The following is a 13,862-nucleotide window of genomic DNA, read 5'->3' as shown; positions in this document are numbered from 1 at the left end:
AGCTCACATGCTATCGGTGGATCATCAGCTAGGCGACCCGATTTTGACCAGCGATTATCTGGAAATCGGCAATAGTGGCTCATCCCTTTCAGGTTCGCCCAATTGTGGTCCATCTGTATCTTCTTCTGACTTGTCTTCAAATTCTAGTTGCTCAATGCGCTCACCGCGCTTGGTCACTTTGCCGGTGGAAATGAGAATTTGCTCGACGTCTTTGTTGGCTTGGCTGAAATGGGTTTGGAGCTTTACCACTCGGTCTGAAAGTCGACCGACATCGCTTAAAAGGTTCGCGACTTCCTTTTGAATAATATGCGCCTGCTCCCGCATTTTAACGTCACGCAGCAACGCTTGCACCACTTGGATGGACAACATCAGCAATGAGGGTGAAACGATGACCACGCGTTGGCGCAGAGCCTTTTGCACGATATCTTCAAACTTCTCGTGAATGTCGGCAAAAATCGCCTCGGACGGCACAAACATAAAGGCCGTGTCATGGGTTTCACCCGGGATCAGATATTTCTCTGAAATGGCCTTAACGTGAACATTCATATCGTTGCGAAACGAAGCCAGGGCCTGCTTGGTTTGATCCGTATTTTCCGCTTCATGCAGCCGTTGCCAAGCCTCTAGCGGAAACTTGGCGTCAATTACTAAATTAGGCGCATCATTGGGCAATGTAACCAAACAGTCGGGTCGATTATTGTTGGAAAGGGTAGCTTGAAAATTAAAGCTGGCGTTAGGCAGCCCGTCGGCAACAATGGCTTCCATGCGTCCTTGGCCAAACGCCCCACGGCTTTGCTTGTTCGCCAAAATATCGCGCAGGGATACAACTTCTGTGGAAAGGTCCGCAATGGTAGATTGCGCCCGATCAATCACAGCCAAACGTTCGTTGAGTTTGGAAAGGCTCTCTTCGGTTTTAACCCGGGTTTCGTTGACCGACTGATTGGTGCGATGGCTCGCCCCTTCAATCCGTTCGGTTAACAGCCGCGCAAGGTCCGACGTGCGCGAGCCGAATATTTCCGACATGGTGTGCATGCGCCCGGTCATTTCAGACTGAACGCGCATCAAGTCCGCCATATGGCGTTCCATTTCCGAATTGCGTTCCACCAACGCAATCGCGTCTTCGCGTCGTTTGCGATTTGCGGCCATCGAGGTAAAAATGGCGACGACAGAAACAAACAATAAAAGCCCCAAAATGATGAGGACGGTTTCAAAGCCACTAAAATTGCGACCAAATGCTGAGAATAAGATGCTTTCCATATCGATGTTTTATCGTGATTCGGTGCTCGAGGTTGTGCAATTTTGATCTAGAAATTGATGGCAAAAATCCCCATATTAAGGGTGAGCTTCACTGGAACGGGCGAAAGCTTTCCTTGACCAGTAAAGCCCTTTCATCCTATCGACACGACTGAATTGGAATAAAAGGTAAAAGACCCCATGGCTATCCGGCGCATTCTTCATATCCCCACCCCTTGCTTGCGTGAAGTGGCTGCACCCGTCGCAACAATTGATGACGAGATTAAAACGCTGGTCAAAGACATGTTTGACACCATGTATGATGCGCCTGGCGTTGGGCTTGCTGCACCCCAAATTGGGGTCATGCGTCGGGTAATCGTGATGGACCCCGCAGGGGAAGAAGAAGACCCTCAGCCGTTGGCGATGATCAACCCTGAAATTACGTGGTTTTCAAAAGAATTGCGTGTGCATCAGGAAGGTTGCTTGTCCATTCCCGAATATTACGAAGATGTAGAACGCCCGGAAAGGTGTAATGTGACATTTTTGGATGAGAACAGCGAACGCCAAGAACTTGAATGTGATGGTTTGTTAGCCACTGTTGTACAACATGAAGTTGATCATTTGGACGGCAAATTGTTCATCGATTATATATCTCGCTTAAAACGAGATCGGGTGAAAAAGAAATTCCAGAAACTGGCCAAACGAGCGGCAGAATAATCCATGCGGATCATTTTCATGGGCACCCCAGAAATTGCGGTGCCGACATTGAGCGAAATTATCGGACGTGGGCATGATGTGGTTGCCGTGTACAGTCAGCCGCCGCGCCCAGCCGGGCGCGGAAAGAAAGAGCGTAAATCTCCGGTCCATGATTTGGCTGAAGGTTTTGGTCTTGAGGTGCGTACCCCGTTAAACTTCAAAGACGAAGCTGACATAGAAGCCTTTGAGGCGCTGGACGCAGATGTCGCCGTCGTTGTGGCCTACGGATTGCTGTTGCCCAAACGCATTTTGGATGCGCCGAAAAAAGGCTGTTTGAATTTGCACGGGTCATTGCTACCGCGCTGGCGCGGTGCAGCGCCAATCCAACGGGCGATAATGGCTGGCGATACGCAAAGCGGCCTAATGGTCATGCAGATGGACGAGGGGCTAGATACTGGCGATGTTGGCCTAATTGATGAAATTCCAATTTCGGAAAATATGACCGCTGGTGAGTTACACGATGAAATGATGATCCGTGGTGCGGATCTGATGGGGCGGGCACTGCCAGCGCTGGAGCGGGATAGCCTACACTTTGTGCCGCAGGCCAAAGAAGGCGTCACTTACGCCAAAAAAATCGACAAAGCAGAAGCGCGGATCGACTGGTCAGCAAGCGCGATTGATATCCATAACAAAGTGCGTGGTCTATCGCCATTTCCCGGCGCGTGGTTTCAGATCGAACTGAATGGCAAACCAACCCGGGTCAAAGTGATTAAGTCGGCACTCGTAGACGGGCAAGGTGCTGCAGGTACGATAATTGATGACGAATTAACGGTCGCAACCGGGCAAGGCGCAATCGCGATCACCCACGTTCAACGTGAGGGCAAAAGCATGATGGATGCTGAAACGTTCATTCGTGGAACGGGTTCGCTCAAATCATATGTGTTGACTTAATGCCTCGTTACAAAGCGCTTGTTGAATATGATGGCACGATTTATGCGGGTTGGCAGGTGCAGCCAAATGGCAAAGCGGTTCAAAACAAAATTGAACGCGCAATCGAAAAATTTTGTGGCGTAAAAACACGCACACAGGCGGCTGGCAGAACAGATGCCGGTGTGCATGCGCTAGGTCAGGTCATTCATTTCGATACAGATGTGGATCATGATCCATTCAAGGTCATGCAAGCAATCAACTTTCATCTTAAGCCGAACACCATTGTTATTATCAGTGTTGAAAAAGTCGATGAAAGCTTTGAAGCTCGGTTTTCTGCCACAGCGCGGCATTACGAATATCAGATTTTCTGTCGTCGTTCGCGGCCAGTACTGGATGCGAAGCGCGTCTGGCATGTTCCTATCGAACTAGATCACGTCAAAATGGCTGAGGCTGCCAAGTACTTCTTGGGCGAACATGATTTTTCAACATTTCGATCCAAGTTTTGCCAAGCAAAATCACCGATCCGCTCGATTGATCGGTTTGATGTGAGCCGGGATGGTGAAACGATTTTTATCAACGTTTCGTCTAGGGCATTTTTGCACAATCAAGTGCGATCAATGGTTGGGTCTCTCAAAGCAGTGGGTGAAGGACGTTGGCAACCTGAAGATGTCAAAATTGCGCTGGAAGCCAAAGACCGAAAAGCTTGCGGACCGGTAGCACCGGCCCACGGCCTATATCTGACCCACGTGGATTATCCTTAGATCTTGCGTCAAACCAGCATCTCAGCGCTACGGGGACTAACCGGGTATATAAAAGCCAAGTCCCGGAATAAACCCACCAATAATCATCAGCAAAATAACACAGGCCAACATCGCCAATAGTTGTGCGCCGATCATCAATACCAGGTCCGCGCCGCGAACGTTCAGCAGGTGCGTGGCCGCTCGGACATAGAAAACCGCCGTTGCAATTGTTATCGCCAAGCTGCCCATTAAACCGGGCAAGGCAAATACCAAAATTAGGGTAGCGCTCAAAAAGAACAAGTTGGACCAGTTGTGCGCGGCGATATATCGAAACATATCGATGCCCCGCCCTTTGGCGCGTAAAAACAGATAAACACCATAAAAACCAGCAACATTAACAGCCACCAAATGCAGCAAAACCATCACAGGGATAGGCGCAACAACACCTTCGGGCAGCGGCAATTTCAGCATAGCTTGAACGCCGATTGCCAATAGCGCAGCGATGGCAGAACTGATCAGTGCGGGCCAACTTCCATCAAGATACTTGATTTCTTGTTCGCGTCCCAAAAGAATGCCGAAGCATCCACGGGCGGCCGCCACCAATTCGTCGATCAAACTCGGCGGGTTCATAAAATTATCCTTGGTTTGCAAAGCTATTCAAGAAATGGGCGTAAACCTTCTCAAGTTCAAGTACCATTTGTGTGGGCACGCGTTCGTCAACTTGGTGCATGGTTTTTCCCACAAGACCAAATTCGGCAACCGGGCAATAATCAGCGATGAAACGAGCGTCCGATGTGCCGCCGCCGGTGGAACGTTCCGGGGTTTGTCCTGAAACAGTTGCGACACTATCCACTAACATATCGACATGTTTTGAACCATGCGAAACAAATGAGCGTGACACCGGTTCTTTGAAGTTCAACTCAATATCACAACCTTGGGCCGGAACTTTCAAAATTTGTGTCGAAATCCAATATTCAAGTTTTTGCGCATCCCAAATATCATTGAACCGAACATTGCCTTTAACGGCACCTTTGGCCGGGATGATATTTGTTGCATTATTGCCAACATCAATCGATGTAATCTCTAAATTGGTTGGCTGGAAATTCTCATTGCCATCATCCAGCTTTGCGCTTGAAAGCTGATGTGCAATACCTGCAAGAACTGGCATTGGGTTGCGGGCTTTATCGGGATAGGCAACATGGCCCTGCTCCCCCGTCACACTGATGGTGAAACTCATGGAGCCGCGTCGTCCGATTTTTACCGTGTCGCCAAATGTTTGAGCGCTGGACGGTTCACCGACCAACCCGAAGTCGAATACATGTCCGTGTTCTTCCGCCCATTTGAGCACTTTCACTGTGCCATTTACGGCGTCTGCTTCTTCGTCGCCAGTGATCAGCAAAGAGATGGTGCATTTGTCTGCTTCACCGCTTTTAATGAAAGGGGGTAGGGCAGAGCAAAAAGCAGCGACGCCACTTTTCATGTCCACCGCACCACGGCCCCACATCACGCCATCAACCACGTCAGCTGAAAACGGATCATGTGTCCAGGCGTCTGCGTCGCCAACCGGTACAACATCTGTGTGGCCAGCGAACAGCATATGCGGGGTTCCCGATCCGCGCGTTGCAAACAGATTGTCCACGGGATAACTGCCGTCGCCTTCAAATGGCGTGCGCGTACACGTAAAGCCCAATGGGTTCAAAAATGCTTCAAGCACATCCAATGCACCACCATTTTCGGGCGTTACTGAACGGCATTTAATAAGGTCAGAAAGCAGGTCAAGCGCGTCGGACATCAACTAGTCTCGCAACAATTCATTGATCGAGGTTTTCGAGCGCGTTTTTTCGTCAACCTGTTTAACGATCACCGCGCAATATAGGCTTGGGCCAGGAGTGCCATCTGGAAATGGCTTGCCGGGCATGGAACCTGAAACAACTACTGAATAAGGCGGAACTTCACCCATATGAATTTCGCCAGTGTGTCGGTTCACAATCTTTGTGGATTGGCCAATGAATACGCCCATGGAAATCACAGAGCCTTTGCCGACACGAACGCCTTCAACAACTTCTGAACGTGCGCCGATAAAGCAATCATCTTCGATGATAACCGGCCCAGCTTGCAACGGCTCCAAAACGCCGCCAATGCCCACGCCGCCAGAAAGATGCACATTCTTACCAATTTGAGCACACGACCCAACGGTCACCCAAGTGTCGACCATCGTACCTTCGCCAACAAAGGCACCCAGATTAACAAATGACGGCATTAAAACAGCACCTGGCGCAATATGGGCAGAGTGGCGGACAATGGCGCCCGGCACTGCGCGAAAGCCTGCGGCGCGGAAACGATTGTCACTCCAGCCAGCAAATTTTGAAGGCACCTTGTCCCACCAGTGCGAGCCACCAGGGCCGCCGGGAATGGCTTCCATATCGTTTAGCCGGAACGATAGCAAAACTGCCTTCTTCGCCCATTGGTTTACCGTCCATTCGCCTGCATCGTTTTTTTCAGCGACGCGTAATTTGCCGTCATCCATCAACGCTAGCGCATCCTTTACAGCTTCACGAATTGCGCCCGTGGTGGAAAGGTTGACATTATCGCGGTCATCAAAAGCGGCATCAATTGTTTGGGCCAAGTCGGCAAAAGACATAATTTGGGCTCTCTAGCTAAACATTCAAGGATTTGTGAGCGACATTAGCGTTGTCACAATTGGTGTCAACTCATCCAACTGCGAAAGCAATCCTTTCCCTCGCGGAAAAATGACGATTGCGCGATCCGCTTGCAACCACCTATCGTTAACTGGATTGTGCGAATAATAGTTACAAACAACATTTGGAGAATTTTATGTCAAAACGCCGCCACACCGCGTTACGTACTTCGCAAGAAGATATCAACGTTACGAGGCGTGTTCCCAAAACGCTTCAAACAGAATCAGCTGCCTATAAATTGGCGTTCTCAGACGAAGAATTCATGACGTCAGAAGACACGCGTGCCATTCGCTTGCAGCTTGAGATTTTAAAGCCAGAATTATGGCTGCAGGAGCGGGGCATTAACTCAACCGTGGTGCTATTTGGTGGCGCAAGGTTGCCAGCCCCGGGTGCAGATGCTTGGGCGGCGAAAAACGAGGTGCAAAAAGCCAATTTGGAAAAGAACTCCAAATATTACAACGAAGCGCGTAAATTTGCCCGTTTGGCATCGCTCACCTCAGAAACGCTTGATCATAAAGAATATGTTGTCGTAACGGGCGGTGGACCAGGCGTCATGGAAGCGGGCAATAAGGGCGCAACTGAAGTGGGTGCGCCTTCTATCGGATTGAACATCGTATTGCCGCATGAGCAAGCACCAAATACTTATGTTACACCCGACCTATGTTTCAATTTTCACTACTTTGCGACCCGCAAAATTCACTTTTTGCTACGCGCGAAAGTTATTGCGGTTTTTCCGGGTGGCTTTGGCACCATGGACGAGTTTTTTGAAACGCTCACGCTTATTCAGACGGGCAGGATGGAGCGGGTGCCGGTTTTGCTGTTCGGCAAACACTTCTGGAACCGGGTGATCAATCTTGAAGCTTTGGCCGAAGAAGGCACCATTTCACCCGATGATTTGAACTTGTTCAACATGGTTGATACCGCAGAGGAAGCTTGGTGCATTGTGCGTGACGCATACAACTTGCCTGCAATTACCGATGAAGGTTGTGACGCTGTCATTGAGTAGCTTTTAATTGGCTTTGAATATGCACGGACTCGGCTTTGCCGGGTCTGTGCCGTTCAATCAGCTCTTTTTCGCTTAGGCTACCAATTTCAACAATCGCATGGGCTTCTGCTGGGTCAATTCCGTACTAGCAAGTCCTTTGTTTAGGAAACCCAACTCTCGCACGATAATGCGAGATGATAAACGGATTTGATCAATTTCAGTATGCCTCAACATGGTTGCACCATGCAACCATGTTGAGGCCTGTCAATGACGTCCTGAGCAGTTCAGGCTCTGGAGAACATCAGGCTATTCAACCACATGTTCGATGTTGAAATGGTTCATGCCCTCAACGGTTTCAATCTGTTCCATCATTGGCGCAAATTCAGGTATTTTCATTACCATTTCTGCCGCGGACTTAGCGTCTTCAATGCTTTCCCACTCAACAAGGTCAGCGAATTGAGTTGGGTCTTCGTGGTTGATTAAAGCGGTCGCTTTTACGAAGCCAGGTAGTTTTTTAGCCGCAGCAAGTGCATCGCGTCGCGCCAATTTAGTTTGCTCTGGATCTTTAACTTTGAACGTAACGAGTTCGAAAACATGATTGGTCATTTTGTCTCTTTCCATTGTTGATGGAGTGGAACTATCATGACCCTGTTGCCACCCTTGTGGCCACAATGGAGAAATAAATGCGCCGAGCAGAACGATTGTTCAGAATTATCCAAATCATGCGGCAAGCAAACGGGGCAATGACCGCGTTGCAAATCGCCAACAAGCTGGAAACGTCTAAGCGTTCGATATATCGGGACATGGCGCACCTTGTAGCATCGGGTGCGCCGATTGATTCAGAGGCTGGTGTTGGGTTTATGCTACGGGACGAATTTGATGTGCCGCCGATGACATTCACATTTGAACAACTCGAAGCTTTGGCCTTTGGCGCGCGAGCAGTGGCCAACTTAGCCGATCATGCAATGGCCGTGGCTGCAAAGGAGGCGCTGGAGAAAGTTAAGTCGGTTTTGCCCGAAACGCATCAAAAGAAGCTAGAGCGCAATCACTTACTCGCCTATCCAGCGAGCGGCACCGAGAAATTAAAATCGCGTATTGCGCTGGCGCGACGGTCAATTGAAAAATGCACAAAGTTGAATGTGACCTATCTCAGTCTTTCGGAAACAGAGACCAAACGCATCCTTAGACCACTTGGTCTGATCAGTTTCGGCCCTATCTGGCTATTGACGGCATGGTGTGAAACCCGCAGAGGATTCCGCGAATTTCGACTGGACCGGTTTAGTAAACTCCAGCCAATCGATGAGCGTTTCAGCCAATTGCCCGGTCAAACGTTAGAGGACTACCATGGGAGCATGTCGCAAAGCCGTTAACATGAACGCTAAGCTGCGAAAGGCTTGAGAAATCCTGCAAGGTCGTCTGTTACGTGATGAATATGGTCGTGATCATCTTTGCGCTCCAGCTCGAACGCCTCAAGACTATCATCTATAAAATCAGCGCTTGGCACAACATGCACCGTGCGCATACCCAGTTGATGGGCGGTGAGGAGATTTTTTTCCATGTCTTCAAACATTGCAGCGGCTTTTGCCTCCACATGATGGTCCCTGAGGAATTTTTCATAGGGTCCAAGGAACGGTTTCGGTTCCAAATCGGCATCGACAACATCAAAAATGCCGTCAAATACATCATTGCCGCCAAGCCGATCAATTACAGCTTCTGCGTGTTTGGTGTCGGCATTTGTAAAAATCAGCTTTTTGCCCGGAAGAGCGCGAATAGCGGCCATCAAAGCGGGGTCTGGCTTCACCGGACTGTAATCAATGTCATGGACCTTTGATAGGAAATGGTGCGGGTCGATATCACGAGTGGCCATTAATCCCCGCAAAGTGGTGCCATATTGGCCGAAGAATTCTTTCTGCAATTGGCGAGCTGGTATCGGTTCCAATCCGGTAACATCTGCAACATAGGCGGTGATCAGTTTATCGATTTGCGCGAAGAGTTGGCATTCACGCGGATAAAGCGTGTTGTCCAAATCAAAAACCCAATATTGAATGTCCGCCAATGGCATTAGCATTCCTCCCGATCATCATCGTTGTGATGAATAAGCGTTCCCGCGCCATGTTCTGTGAACAGTTCCAACAAAACCGCGTGTTCTGTTTTGCCATTCACGATCACCACGCCTTCTACGCCGCTTTCAACAGCGTCGATCGCTGTTTCCAATTTTGGGATCATGCCGCCTTTAGCAACCCCATCTTTAATCAGCTTTTGCGCGCCTTCTACATCCATGTCAGGGATCAACTTACCGTCTTTGTCCAAAACGCCTTCGACGTCGGTCAATAAGAGGAAGCGCTTGGCGTCCATGGCAGATGCAATCGCGCCAGCAAAGGTGTCAGCGTTGATGTTAAATGTATCCCCATTTTTACCCGCAGCGATCGGCGCGATCACTGGAATAATCTCTTCGCCGATCAAACGATGCAGGATTTCGGGGTTTACGTGTTCGGGTTGACCTACAAATCCCAAATCGATGATCCGCTCAATATTGCTGTCTGGATCCATTGATGTGCGGGTGAGCTTGCGCGCTTGCACCATGCCCGCGTCCTTGCCACAAAGACCAATCGCCCGTCCGCCCTCTTGGGTAATAGCGGTAACAATTTGCTTGTTGATCGCACCCGCGAGCACCATTTCCACGATATCTACAGTGGCGCGGTCCGTGACCCGCAAGCCATCTTTAAATTCGGATTTGATGTTTAGTCGGTCGAGCATTTTGCCAATTTGCGGACCGCCGCCATGCACCACGATGGGCATAACGCCGGACTGGCGGAGCAAAACAATATCCCGCGCAAAAGCGCGTGAAAGTTCGGGGTTCCCCATGGCATGTCCACCATATTTAACAACGACAACCCTATGCCCATATCGCAACATATAGGGCAGGGCTTGAGCCAAAATCGCGGCTTCTCTTGTTTTGTCTATCATGGGGCAAATTCTCAAATACGTTCCGGAAGTCAATGTCACCCATAAACAAAAATCGATGTCTTGTCTTGATCTGCAATGAAAATTTTTAGCGCGTAGATGATGCGATAAGAATGTAAAATACGCTAGGCAGTGAGCAAAGTATAACGCCACCAGGCAAGAAGAGACTTCACAGTTGAACTTCAGGCATCAGTATTTAAAGCATTTTTGCGGTTCTTTTAGGTGTTTCTGTTAAATTGAACGTTAATCTTTTCACCGTTAAAGTTAGAACATAATAATCTGAATGAGTTCACAGGCAATTATGACAGAACGAATTCTAACCTTCATAAAACTTCATGTATGGAATGTTACAAACACTCCGGCGATAATTGCCCTCGTCCTGACCATTTGTTTTTGGCAGTATACTGAGTACCAATCTGGCGCTATCCAAGAACACTCGCTTCGTGAAGAAGTTATCGGCAATGCCAGTGTTTTACAGTCGCGTTTGGAAGGGAAGATCAATTCCAATCTTCAATTGGTGCGCGGCGTTGTATCGGTTCTTTCTGCCCGTCCCAACACAACTCAGCCCGAATTCGAATCTCTGCTGTCTGACCTTTTTGGTGACCATTCCGAGCTAACGATAGTTGCGGGTGCGCCAAATCTTGTCATTTCCATGATCTATCCGATTAGTGGCAACGAGCAAGCAATCGGTCTTGATTACAATCAAAACCCAGCACAGTTTGAGGCGGCTTTACGCGCGCGCGATAGCGGAAAGCTAATTTTGGCCGGCCCAATAGATTTGGTGCAAGGTGGGCAAGGTTTCATTGGTCGCTACCCTGTGTTTATCCGCTCAAGCGATGGCAGCCGAAGGTTTTGGGGCATTGTTTCCGCCGTAATTGACGTGCAAAAGCTCTATGAAAATAGCGGGTTGTTGGATGAAAGTATGCCGGTTGAAGTTTCGTTAGTTTCCAACGAAAAGCCCGGTCAGGCCGGTCAGGCCGGTCGGGTGTTCTTCGGACCAGATATACGCGATGACCCAAGGTCTGTTGTTTTGAATGTTGCACTTCCAAGCGGCTCTTGGAAAATGCTTGCCCAACCAAGGGGCGGGTGGGACGCTTACGAACCGGACCTGTTTTCAGTACGGATGATTATGTTCCTCGCGGGCATTTTGATTTTTATTCCGTCCGCTTATTCTGGCCACCTCATGCGCCAACGCGCATTGAAGAACAAAGAATTGGCTGAACGGGAGCAAAAAATTGGACTGATTTCAGAGCGGCTGAACATTGCCCTTGCGTCGTCCAATGTTGGGGTTTGGGAAGCTAACCTGACAACGGGTGAACGCTATTGGGATAAACGCACGACCTTGCTGTTTGGGTGGGAGTCTGAAGGGGCTACAGTTCCCGCGGATGCATTCACCGAAGCCTTACACACTGATGACCTTGAACGTGTAATGTCTTCCTTCGGGAAGGCTATCGATGAGAAATCTCAACTAAACACTGAGTTTCGGATTGTCCTGCCCGATGGCACAACGCGTCACTTACAGTCTCGTTGTGCATATTACCATCCTTACGGCAGTGACCCTAAAATGGTTGGGGTGAATTGGGACATCACCGAAGATGTTAAAATGCGCGATGAATTGCTTTCATCAAAGCGGTTGGCCGAAAGTAAAAATGTCGAGCTGCAACAAATGCAGAAACGTATTGAATATATTGCATTGCATGATGCGTTGACTGATTTGCCCAATCGTCGTTTCCTTGACCAAACCATCGAGCAATTTGCTAAATCGGCACATAAAAGTGACCCTGTCGCCATGCTGGTGGTTGACTTGGATAGGTTTAAGCAAATCAACGACACATTGGGTCACTTGGCGGGTGATGCCACGCTTAAACATGTTGCGCAGGTTCTGTTGCAAAGCGTCGATGAAAGAGATTTCGTGGCACGGATTGGCGGCGACGAATTCGTCGTTATGGTAAAACGTCCCTTTGATAAGGCGGAACTGGCAACCCTTGCAGAAGGCATCATTGAGGCACTCAAAGAGCCGGTGATGTATGAAGGCCAACCGTGTCGGTTCGGCGCGAGCATGGGAATTGCTCATGCGAAGGCCGGTAGCTCAAACCTAAATGATTTGATGGTGCAATCCGATATTGCACTGTATCGGGCAAAAGAGTGCGGCCGCAATTGCTTCGAGTTCTTTTCAAATGAACAGCAAGAACGCATTGTTAAGGCGCGTGAGGTTGCCGAAGAAATCCTTTGGGGACTAGAGCTTGGCCAGTTTGTGCCATTCTATCAACCTCAGTTCGACGCGAATACTTGTGAAGTCATTGGTGTGGAAGCGCTAGCGCGTTGGGACCATCCGGATAAAGGCATACTCGGCCCGTTCGAATTCCTCAAAGTCGCTGAAGACATTAGTGTCGTTGATGAAATTGACCATGAGATTTTAACCGCTGTTTTGAACGACTTTAAATATTGGGACGAGCAGGGTGTCCATGTAGAAAAAGCTTCCGTCAATATTTCGTCACCAAGGTTGCGCGATGATAACCTTGTTCGTCGATTAAGGGAGCTGGATATTGAACCCGGACGGATCACATTTGAATTGCTTGAATCAATCTTCTTGGATGAAAGCGACAACGTGATCGATAAAAATTTGGCCCAGATCAAAGCCATGGGCATCGACATCGATATTGATGATTTTGGCACCGGTCACGCGTCGATTGTTGGGTTGCTCAATTTGCAACCAAACCGGATCAAAATCGATCGGCAATTTGTTTCCTCAATCGCAGAGGCCGTTGATCAACGACGCCTCGTCAAGTCAATGATTGATATGGGCAAGTCATTGGGCATTCGAGTTTTGGCCGAAGGCGTGGAAACACAAGAGCAAGCCGATATCTTGCGCGAGCTTGGGGTCGACGAGTTGCAAGGCTACCTTTATGCCAAACCAATGGCGGCGCCGGACTTGAGGCATTTCTTGTCTAAATATACTTGGTCGAAAAGTAAGTCTAATTGTACAGGCTAAAACTGCGCAATTGTTGCCCGCAATATATCGATGCCGTAGCCTTTTTCAGACGAAGTGACCAACATCTCTGGGTGTGCTGCTGGGTGTTTGGAAATGATTTGCGCAGTCTGCAATTTAACCTTTTCCAACTCTTCAACCTTTGGCTTATCTGCTTTGGTCAAAACGATCTGATACGAAACGGCTGCACCGTCCAATTCGTTCATCACGGTGATGTCGGCGGGCTTGGGGCCATGCCGTCCATCAATAAGCACAAACACCCGGCGCAAGGTCGCGCGGCCCTTTAGATAGGAATGGATGAGGCGCGTCCATTTCTCAACGATCTTTTTGGGTGCTTTTGCAAAACCATAACCGGGCATATCAACAACGCGCATCGGCGCATTGTCTGCCTCAAAAATATTCAGCTCTTGCGTGCGCCCTGGCGTATTGGACGTCCGGGCCAAGTTCACCCGGCCTGTTAGTGCGTTGATGAGCGACGACTTACCCACATTTGATCTGCCAGCAAAAGCAATTTCCAAACGGTCGCCGGGAGGGAGGTCGTCAACGCGCACGCACCCCTTGATGAATTGCCAAGGTCGGGCAAACAAAAGGCGGCCAGCTTCAATTTCTGCAGAGCTAAATTCAGTCAT

14 protein-coding genes are annotated in these 13,862 nt (G+C 49.2%); 6 read left to right on the top strand and 8 right to left on the bottom strand.

Features of this window, described 5'->3' with window-relative positions:
- Positions 1 to 54 precede the first annotated feature (54 nt).
- Positions 55 to 1,254, bottom strand: coding sequence for a DNA recombination protein RmuC (locus ACSHWX_RS02955; protein ID WP_435666694.1), 1,200 nt, complete (start codon positions 1,252 to 1,254; stop codon positions 55 to 57).
- Between the two features lie 177 nt (positions 1,255 to 1,431).
- Between ACSHWX_RS02955 and def the strand changes: the two genes are divergently transcribed.
- Genes def through truA form a run of 3 tightly spaced genes read left to right on the top strand, consistent with a single transcriptional unit; the run spans position 1,432 to position 3,617 of the window.
- Positions 1,432 to 1,947, top strand: a complete 516-nt coding sequence (def, locus tag ACSHWX_RS02950; protein ID WP_435666693.1) for a peptide deformylase — start codon at positions 1,432 to 1,434, stop codon at positions 1,945 to 1,947.
- Positions 1,948 to 1,950: 3 nt separating this feature from the next.
- Positions 1,951 to 2,877 carry a methionyl-tRNA formyltransferase gene (gene fmt, locus ACSHWX_RS02945; RefSeq protein WP_435666692.1) on the top strand — a complete coding sequence of 309 codons (927 nt, stop codon included), beginning with the start codon at positions 1,951 to 1,953 and terminating at the stop codon, positions 2,875 to 2,877.
- Entirely contained in the window at positions 2,877 to 3,617 is a 741-nt protein-coding gene (truA, locus tag ACSHWX_RS02940) for a tRNA pseudouridine(38-40) synthase TruA (protein WP_435666691.1), read from the top strand. Before fmt ends, truA begins: the two co-directional genes overlap by 1 nt.
- 36 nt (positions 3,618 to 3,653) lie before the next feature.
- Here the strand turns inward: truA and ACSHWX_RS02935 are convergent, their stop codons facing one another.
- From ACSHWX_RS02935 to dapD, 3 genes are read right to left on the bottom strand one after another with little or no spacing between them, the layout of a single operon-like run.
- Positions 3,654 to 4,226, bottom strand: coding sequence for a hypothetical protein (locus tag ACSHWX_RS02935; RefSeq protein WP_435666690.1), 573 nt, complete (start codon positions 4,224 to 4,226; stop codon positions 3,654 to 3,656).
- A gap of 4 nt (positions 4,227 to 4,230) precedes the next feature.
- The gene (dapE, locus tag ACSHWX_RS02930) at positions 4,231 to 5,388 is read right to left on the bottom strand and encodes a succinyl-diaminopimelate desuccinylase (protein ID WP_435666689.1); all 1,158 of its coding nucleotides are present in this window, start codon (positions 5,386 to 5,388) and stop codon (positions 4,231 to 4,233) included.
- A 3-nt stretch (positions 5,389 to 5,391) separates the two neighbouring features.
- Positions 5,392 to 6,237: a 2,3,4,5-tetrahydropyridine-2,6-dicarboxylate N-succinyltransferase gene (dapD, locus tag ACSHWX_RS02925; protein WP_435666688.1), complete on the bottom strand. Its 846-nt coding sequence runs from the start codon at positions 6,235 to 6,237 to the stop codon at positions 5,392 to 5,394.
- 194 nt (positions 6,238 to 6,431) lie between these two features.
- Between dapD and ACSHWX_RS02920 the strand changes: the two genes are divergently transcribed.
- On the top strand, positions 6,432 to 7,301 hold the full coding sequence (locus ACSHWX_RS02920; RefSeq protein WP_435666687.1) for an LOG family protein: 870 nt from the start codon (positions 6,432 to 6,434) through the stop codon (positions 7,299 to 7,301).
- Between the two features lie 285 nt (positions 7,302 to 7,586).
- Here ACSHWX_RS02920 and ACSHWX_RS02915 read toward each other — a convergent pair whose 3' ends face one another.
- Positions 7,587 to 7,886, bottom strand: a complete 300-nt coding sequence (locus tag ACSHWX_RS02915) for a hypothetical protein (protein WP_435666686.1) — start codon at positions 7,884 to 7,886, stop codon at positions 7,587 to 7,589.
- Between the two features lie 77 nt (positions 7,887 to 7,963).
- Between ACSHWX_RS02915 and ACSHWX_RS02910 the strand changes: the two genes are divergently transcribed.
- Positions 7,964 to 8,650, top strand: coding sequence for a helix-turn-helix transcriptional regulator (locus ACSHWX_RS02910; protein ID WP_435666685.1), 687 nt, complete (start codon positions 7,964 to 7,966; stop codon positions 8,648 to 8,650).
- 8 nt (positions 8,651 to 8,658) lie between these two features.
- Here ACSHWX_RS02910 and ACSHWX_RS02905 read toward each other — a convergent pair whose 3' ends face one another.
- Together ACSHWX_RS02905 and argB are read right to left on the bottom strand one after the other, a co-directional pair.
- Complete coding sequence (locus ACSHWX_RS02905; RefSeq protein ID WP_435666684.1) at positions 8,659 to 9,342, bottom strand: pyrimidine 5'-nucleotidase; 684 nt, start codon at positions 9,340 to 9,342, stop codon at positions 8,659 to 8,661.
- Positions 9,342 to 10,247, bottom strand: a complete 906-nt coding sequence (argB, locus tag ACSHWX_RS02900; RefSeq protein ID WP_435666683.1) for an acetylglutamate kinase — start codon at positions 10,245 to 10,247, stop codon at positions 9,342 to 9,344. The genes ACSHWX_RS02905 and argB overlap by 1 nt, the downstream gene beginning before the upstream one ends.
- 298 nt (positions 10,248 to 10,545) lie before the next feature.
- Between argB and ACSHWX_RS02895 the strand changes: the two genes are divergently transcribed.
- The gene (locus ACSHWX_RS02895) at positions 10,546 to 13,236 is read left to right on the top strand and encodes a bifunctional diguanylate cyclase/phosphodiesterase (RefSeq protein WP_435666682.1); all 2,691 of its coding nucleotides are present in this window, start codon (positions 10,546 to 10,548) and stop codon (positions 13,234 to 13,236) included.
- On the opposite strand, the gene yihA is transcribed toward ACSHWX_RS02895, so the two are convergent.
- The gene (yihA, locus tag ACSHWX_RS02890) at positions 13,233 to 13,862 is read right to left on the bottom strand and encodes a ribosome biogenesis GTP-binding protein YihA/YsxC (RefSeq protein WP_435666681.1); all 630 of its coding nucleotides are present in this window, start codon (positions 13,860 to 13,862) and stop codon (positions 13,233 to 13,235) included. The two genes, ACSHWX_RS02895 and yihA, sit on opposite strands and share 4 nt — an antisense overlap.

It is taken from the genome of Maritalea sp. (genome assembly GCF_051251695.1).
GTDB lineage: Bacteria > Pseudomonadota > Alphaproteobacteria > Rhizobiales > Devosiaceae > Maritalea.
Note: the sequence above shows the minus strand (reverse complement) of the source record. Positions and strands in the feature narration are given on the sequence as shown.

Bases quoted from the DNA above. Each gene is read 5' to 3' on its own strand.
- ACSHWX_RS02955 (WP_435666694.1), bottom strand. From the start codon at position 1,254: ATGGAAAGCATCTTATTCTCAGCATTTGGTCGCAATTTTAGTGGCTTT.
- def (WP_435666693.1), top strand. From the start codon at position 1,432: ATGGCTATCCGGCGCATTCTTCATATCCCCACCCCTTGCTTGCGTGAA.
- fmt (WP_435666692.1), top strand. From the start codon at position 1,951: ATGCGGATCATTTTCATGGGCACCCCAGAAATTGCGGTGCCGACATTG.
- truA (WP_435666691.1), top strand. From the start codon at position 2,877: ATGCCTCGTTACAAAGCGCTTGTTGAATATGATGGCACGATTTATGCG.
- ACSHWX_RS02935 (WP_435666690.1), bottom strand. From the start codon at position 4,226: ATGAACCCGCCGAGTTTGATCGACGAATTGGTGGCGGCCGCCCGTGGA.
- dapE (WP_435666689.1), bottom strand. From the start codon at position 5,388: ATGTCCGACGCGCTTGACCTGCTTTCTGACCTTATTAAATGCCGTTCA.
- dapD (WP_435666688.1), bottom strand. From the start codon at position 6,237: ATGTCTTTTGCCGACTTGGCCCAAACAATTGATGCCGCTTTTGATGAC.
- ACSHWX_RS02920 (WP_435666687.1), top strand. From the start codon at position 6,432: ATGTCAAAACGCCGCCACACCGCGTTACGTACTTCGCAAGAAGATATC.
- ACSHWX_RS02915 (WP_435666686.1), bottom strand. From the start codon at position 7,886: ATGACCAATCATGTTTTCGAACTCGTTACGTTCAAAGTTAAAGATCCA.
- ACSHWX_RS02910 (WP_435666685.1), top strand. From the start codon at position 7,964: ATGCGCCGAGCAGAACGATTGTTCAGAATTATCCAAATCATGCGGCAA.
- ACSHWX_RS02905 (WP_435666684.1), bottom strand. From the start codon at position 9,342: ATGCCATTGGCGGACATTCAATATTGGGTTTTTGATTTGGACAACACG.
- argB (WP_435666683.1), bottom strand. From the start codon at position 10,247: ATGATAGACAAAACAAGAGAAGCCGCGATTTTGGCTCAAGCCCTGCCC.
- ACSHWX_RS02895 (WP_435666682.1), top strand. From the start codon at position 10,546: ATGACAGAACGAATTCTAACCTTCATAAAACTTCATGTATGGAATGTT.
- yihA (WP_435666681.1), bottom strand. From the start codon at position 13,862: ATGACTGAATTTAGCTCTGCAGAAATTGAAGCTGGCCGCCTTTTGTTT.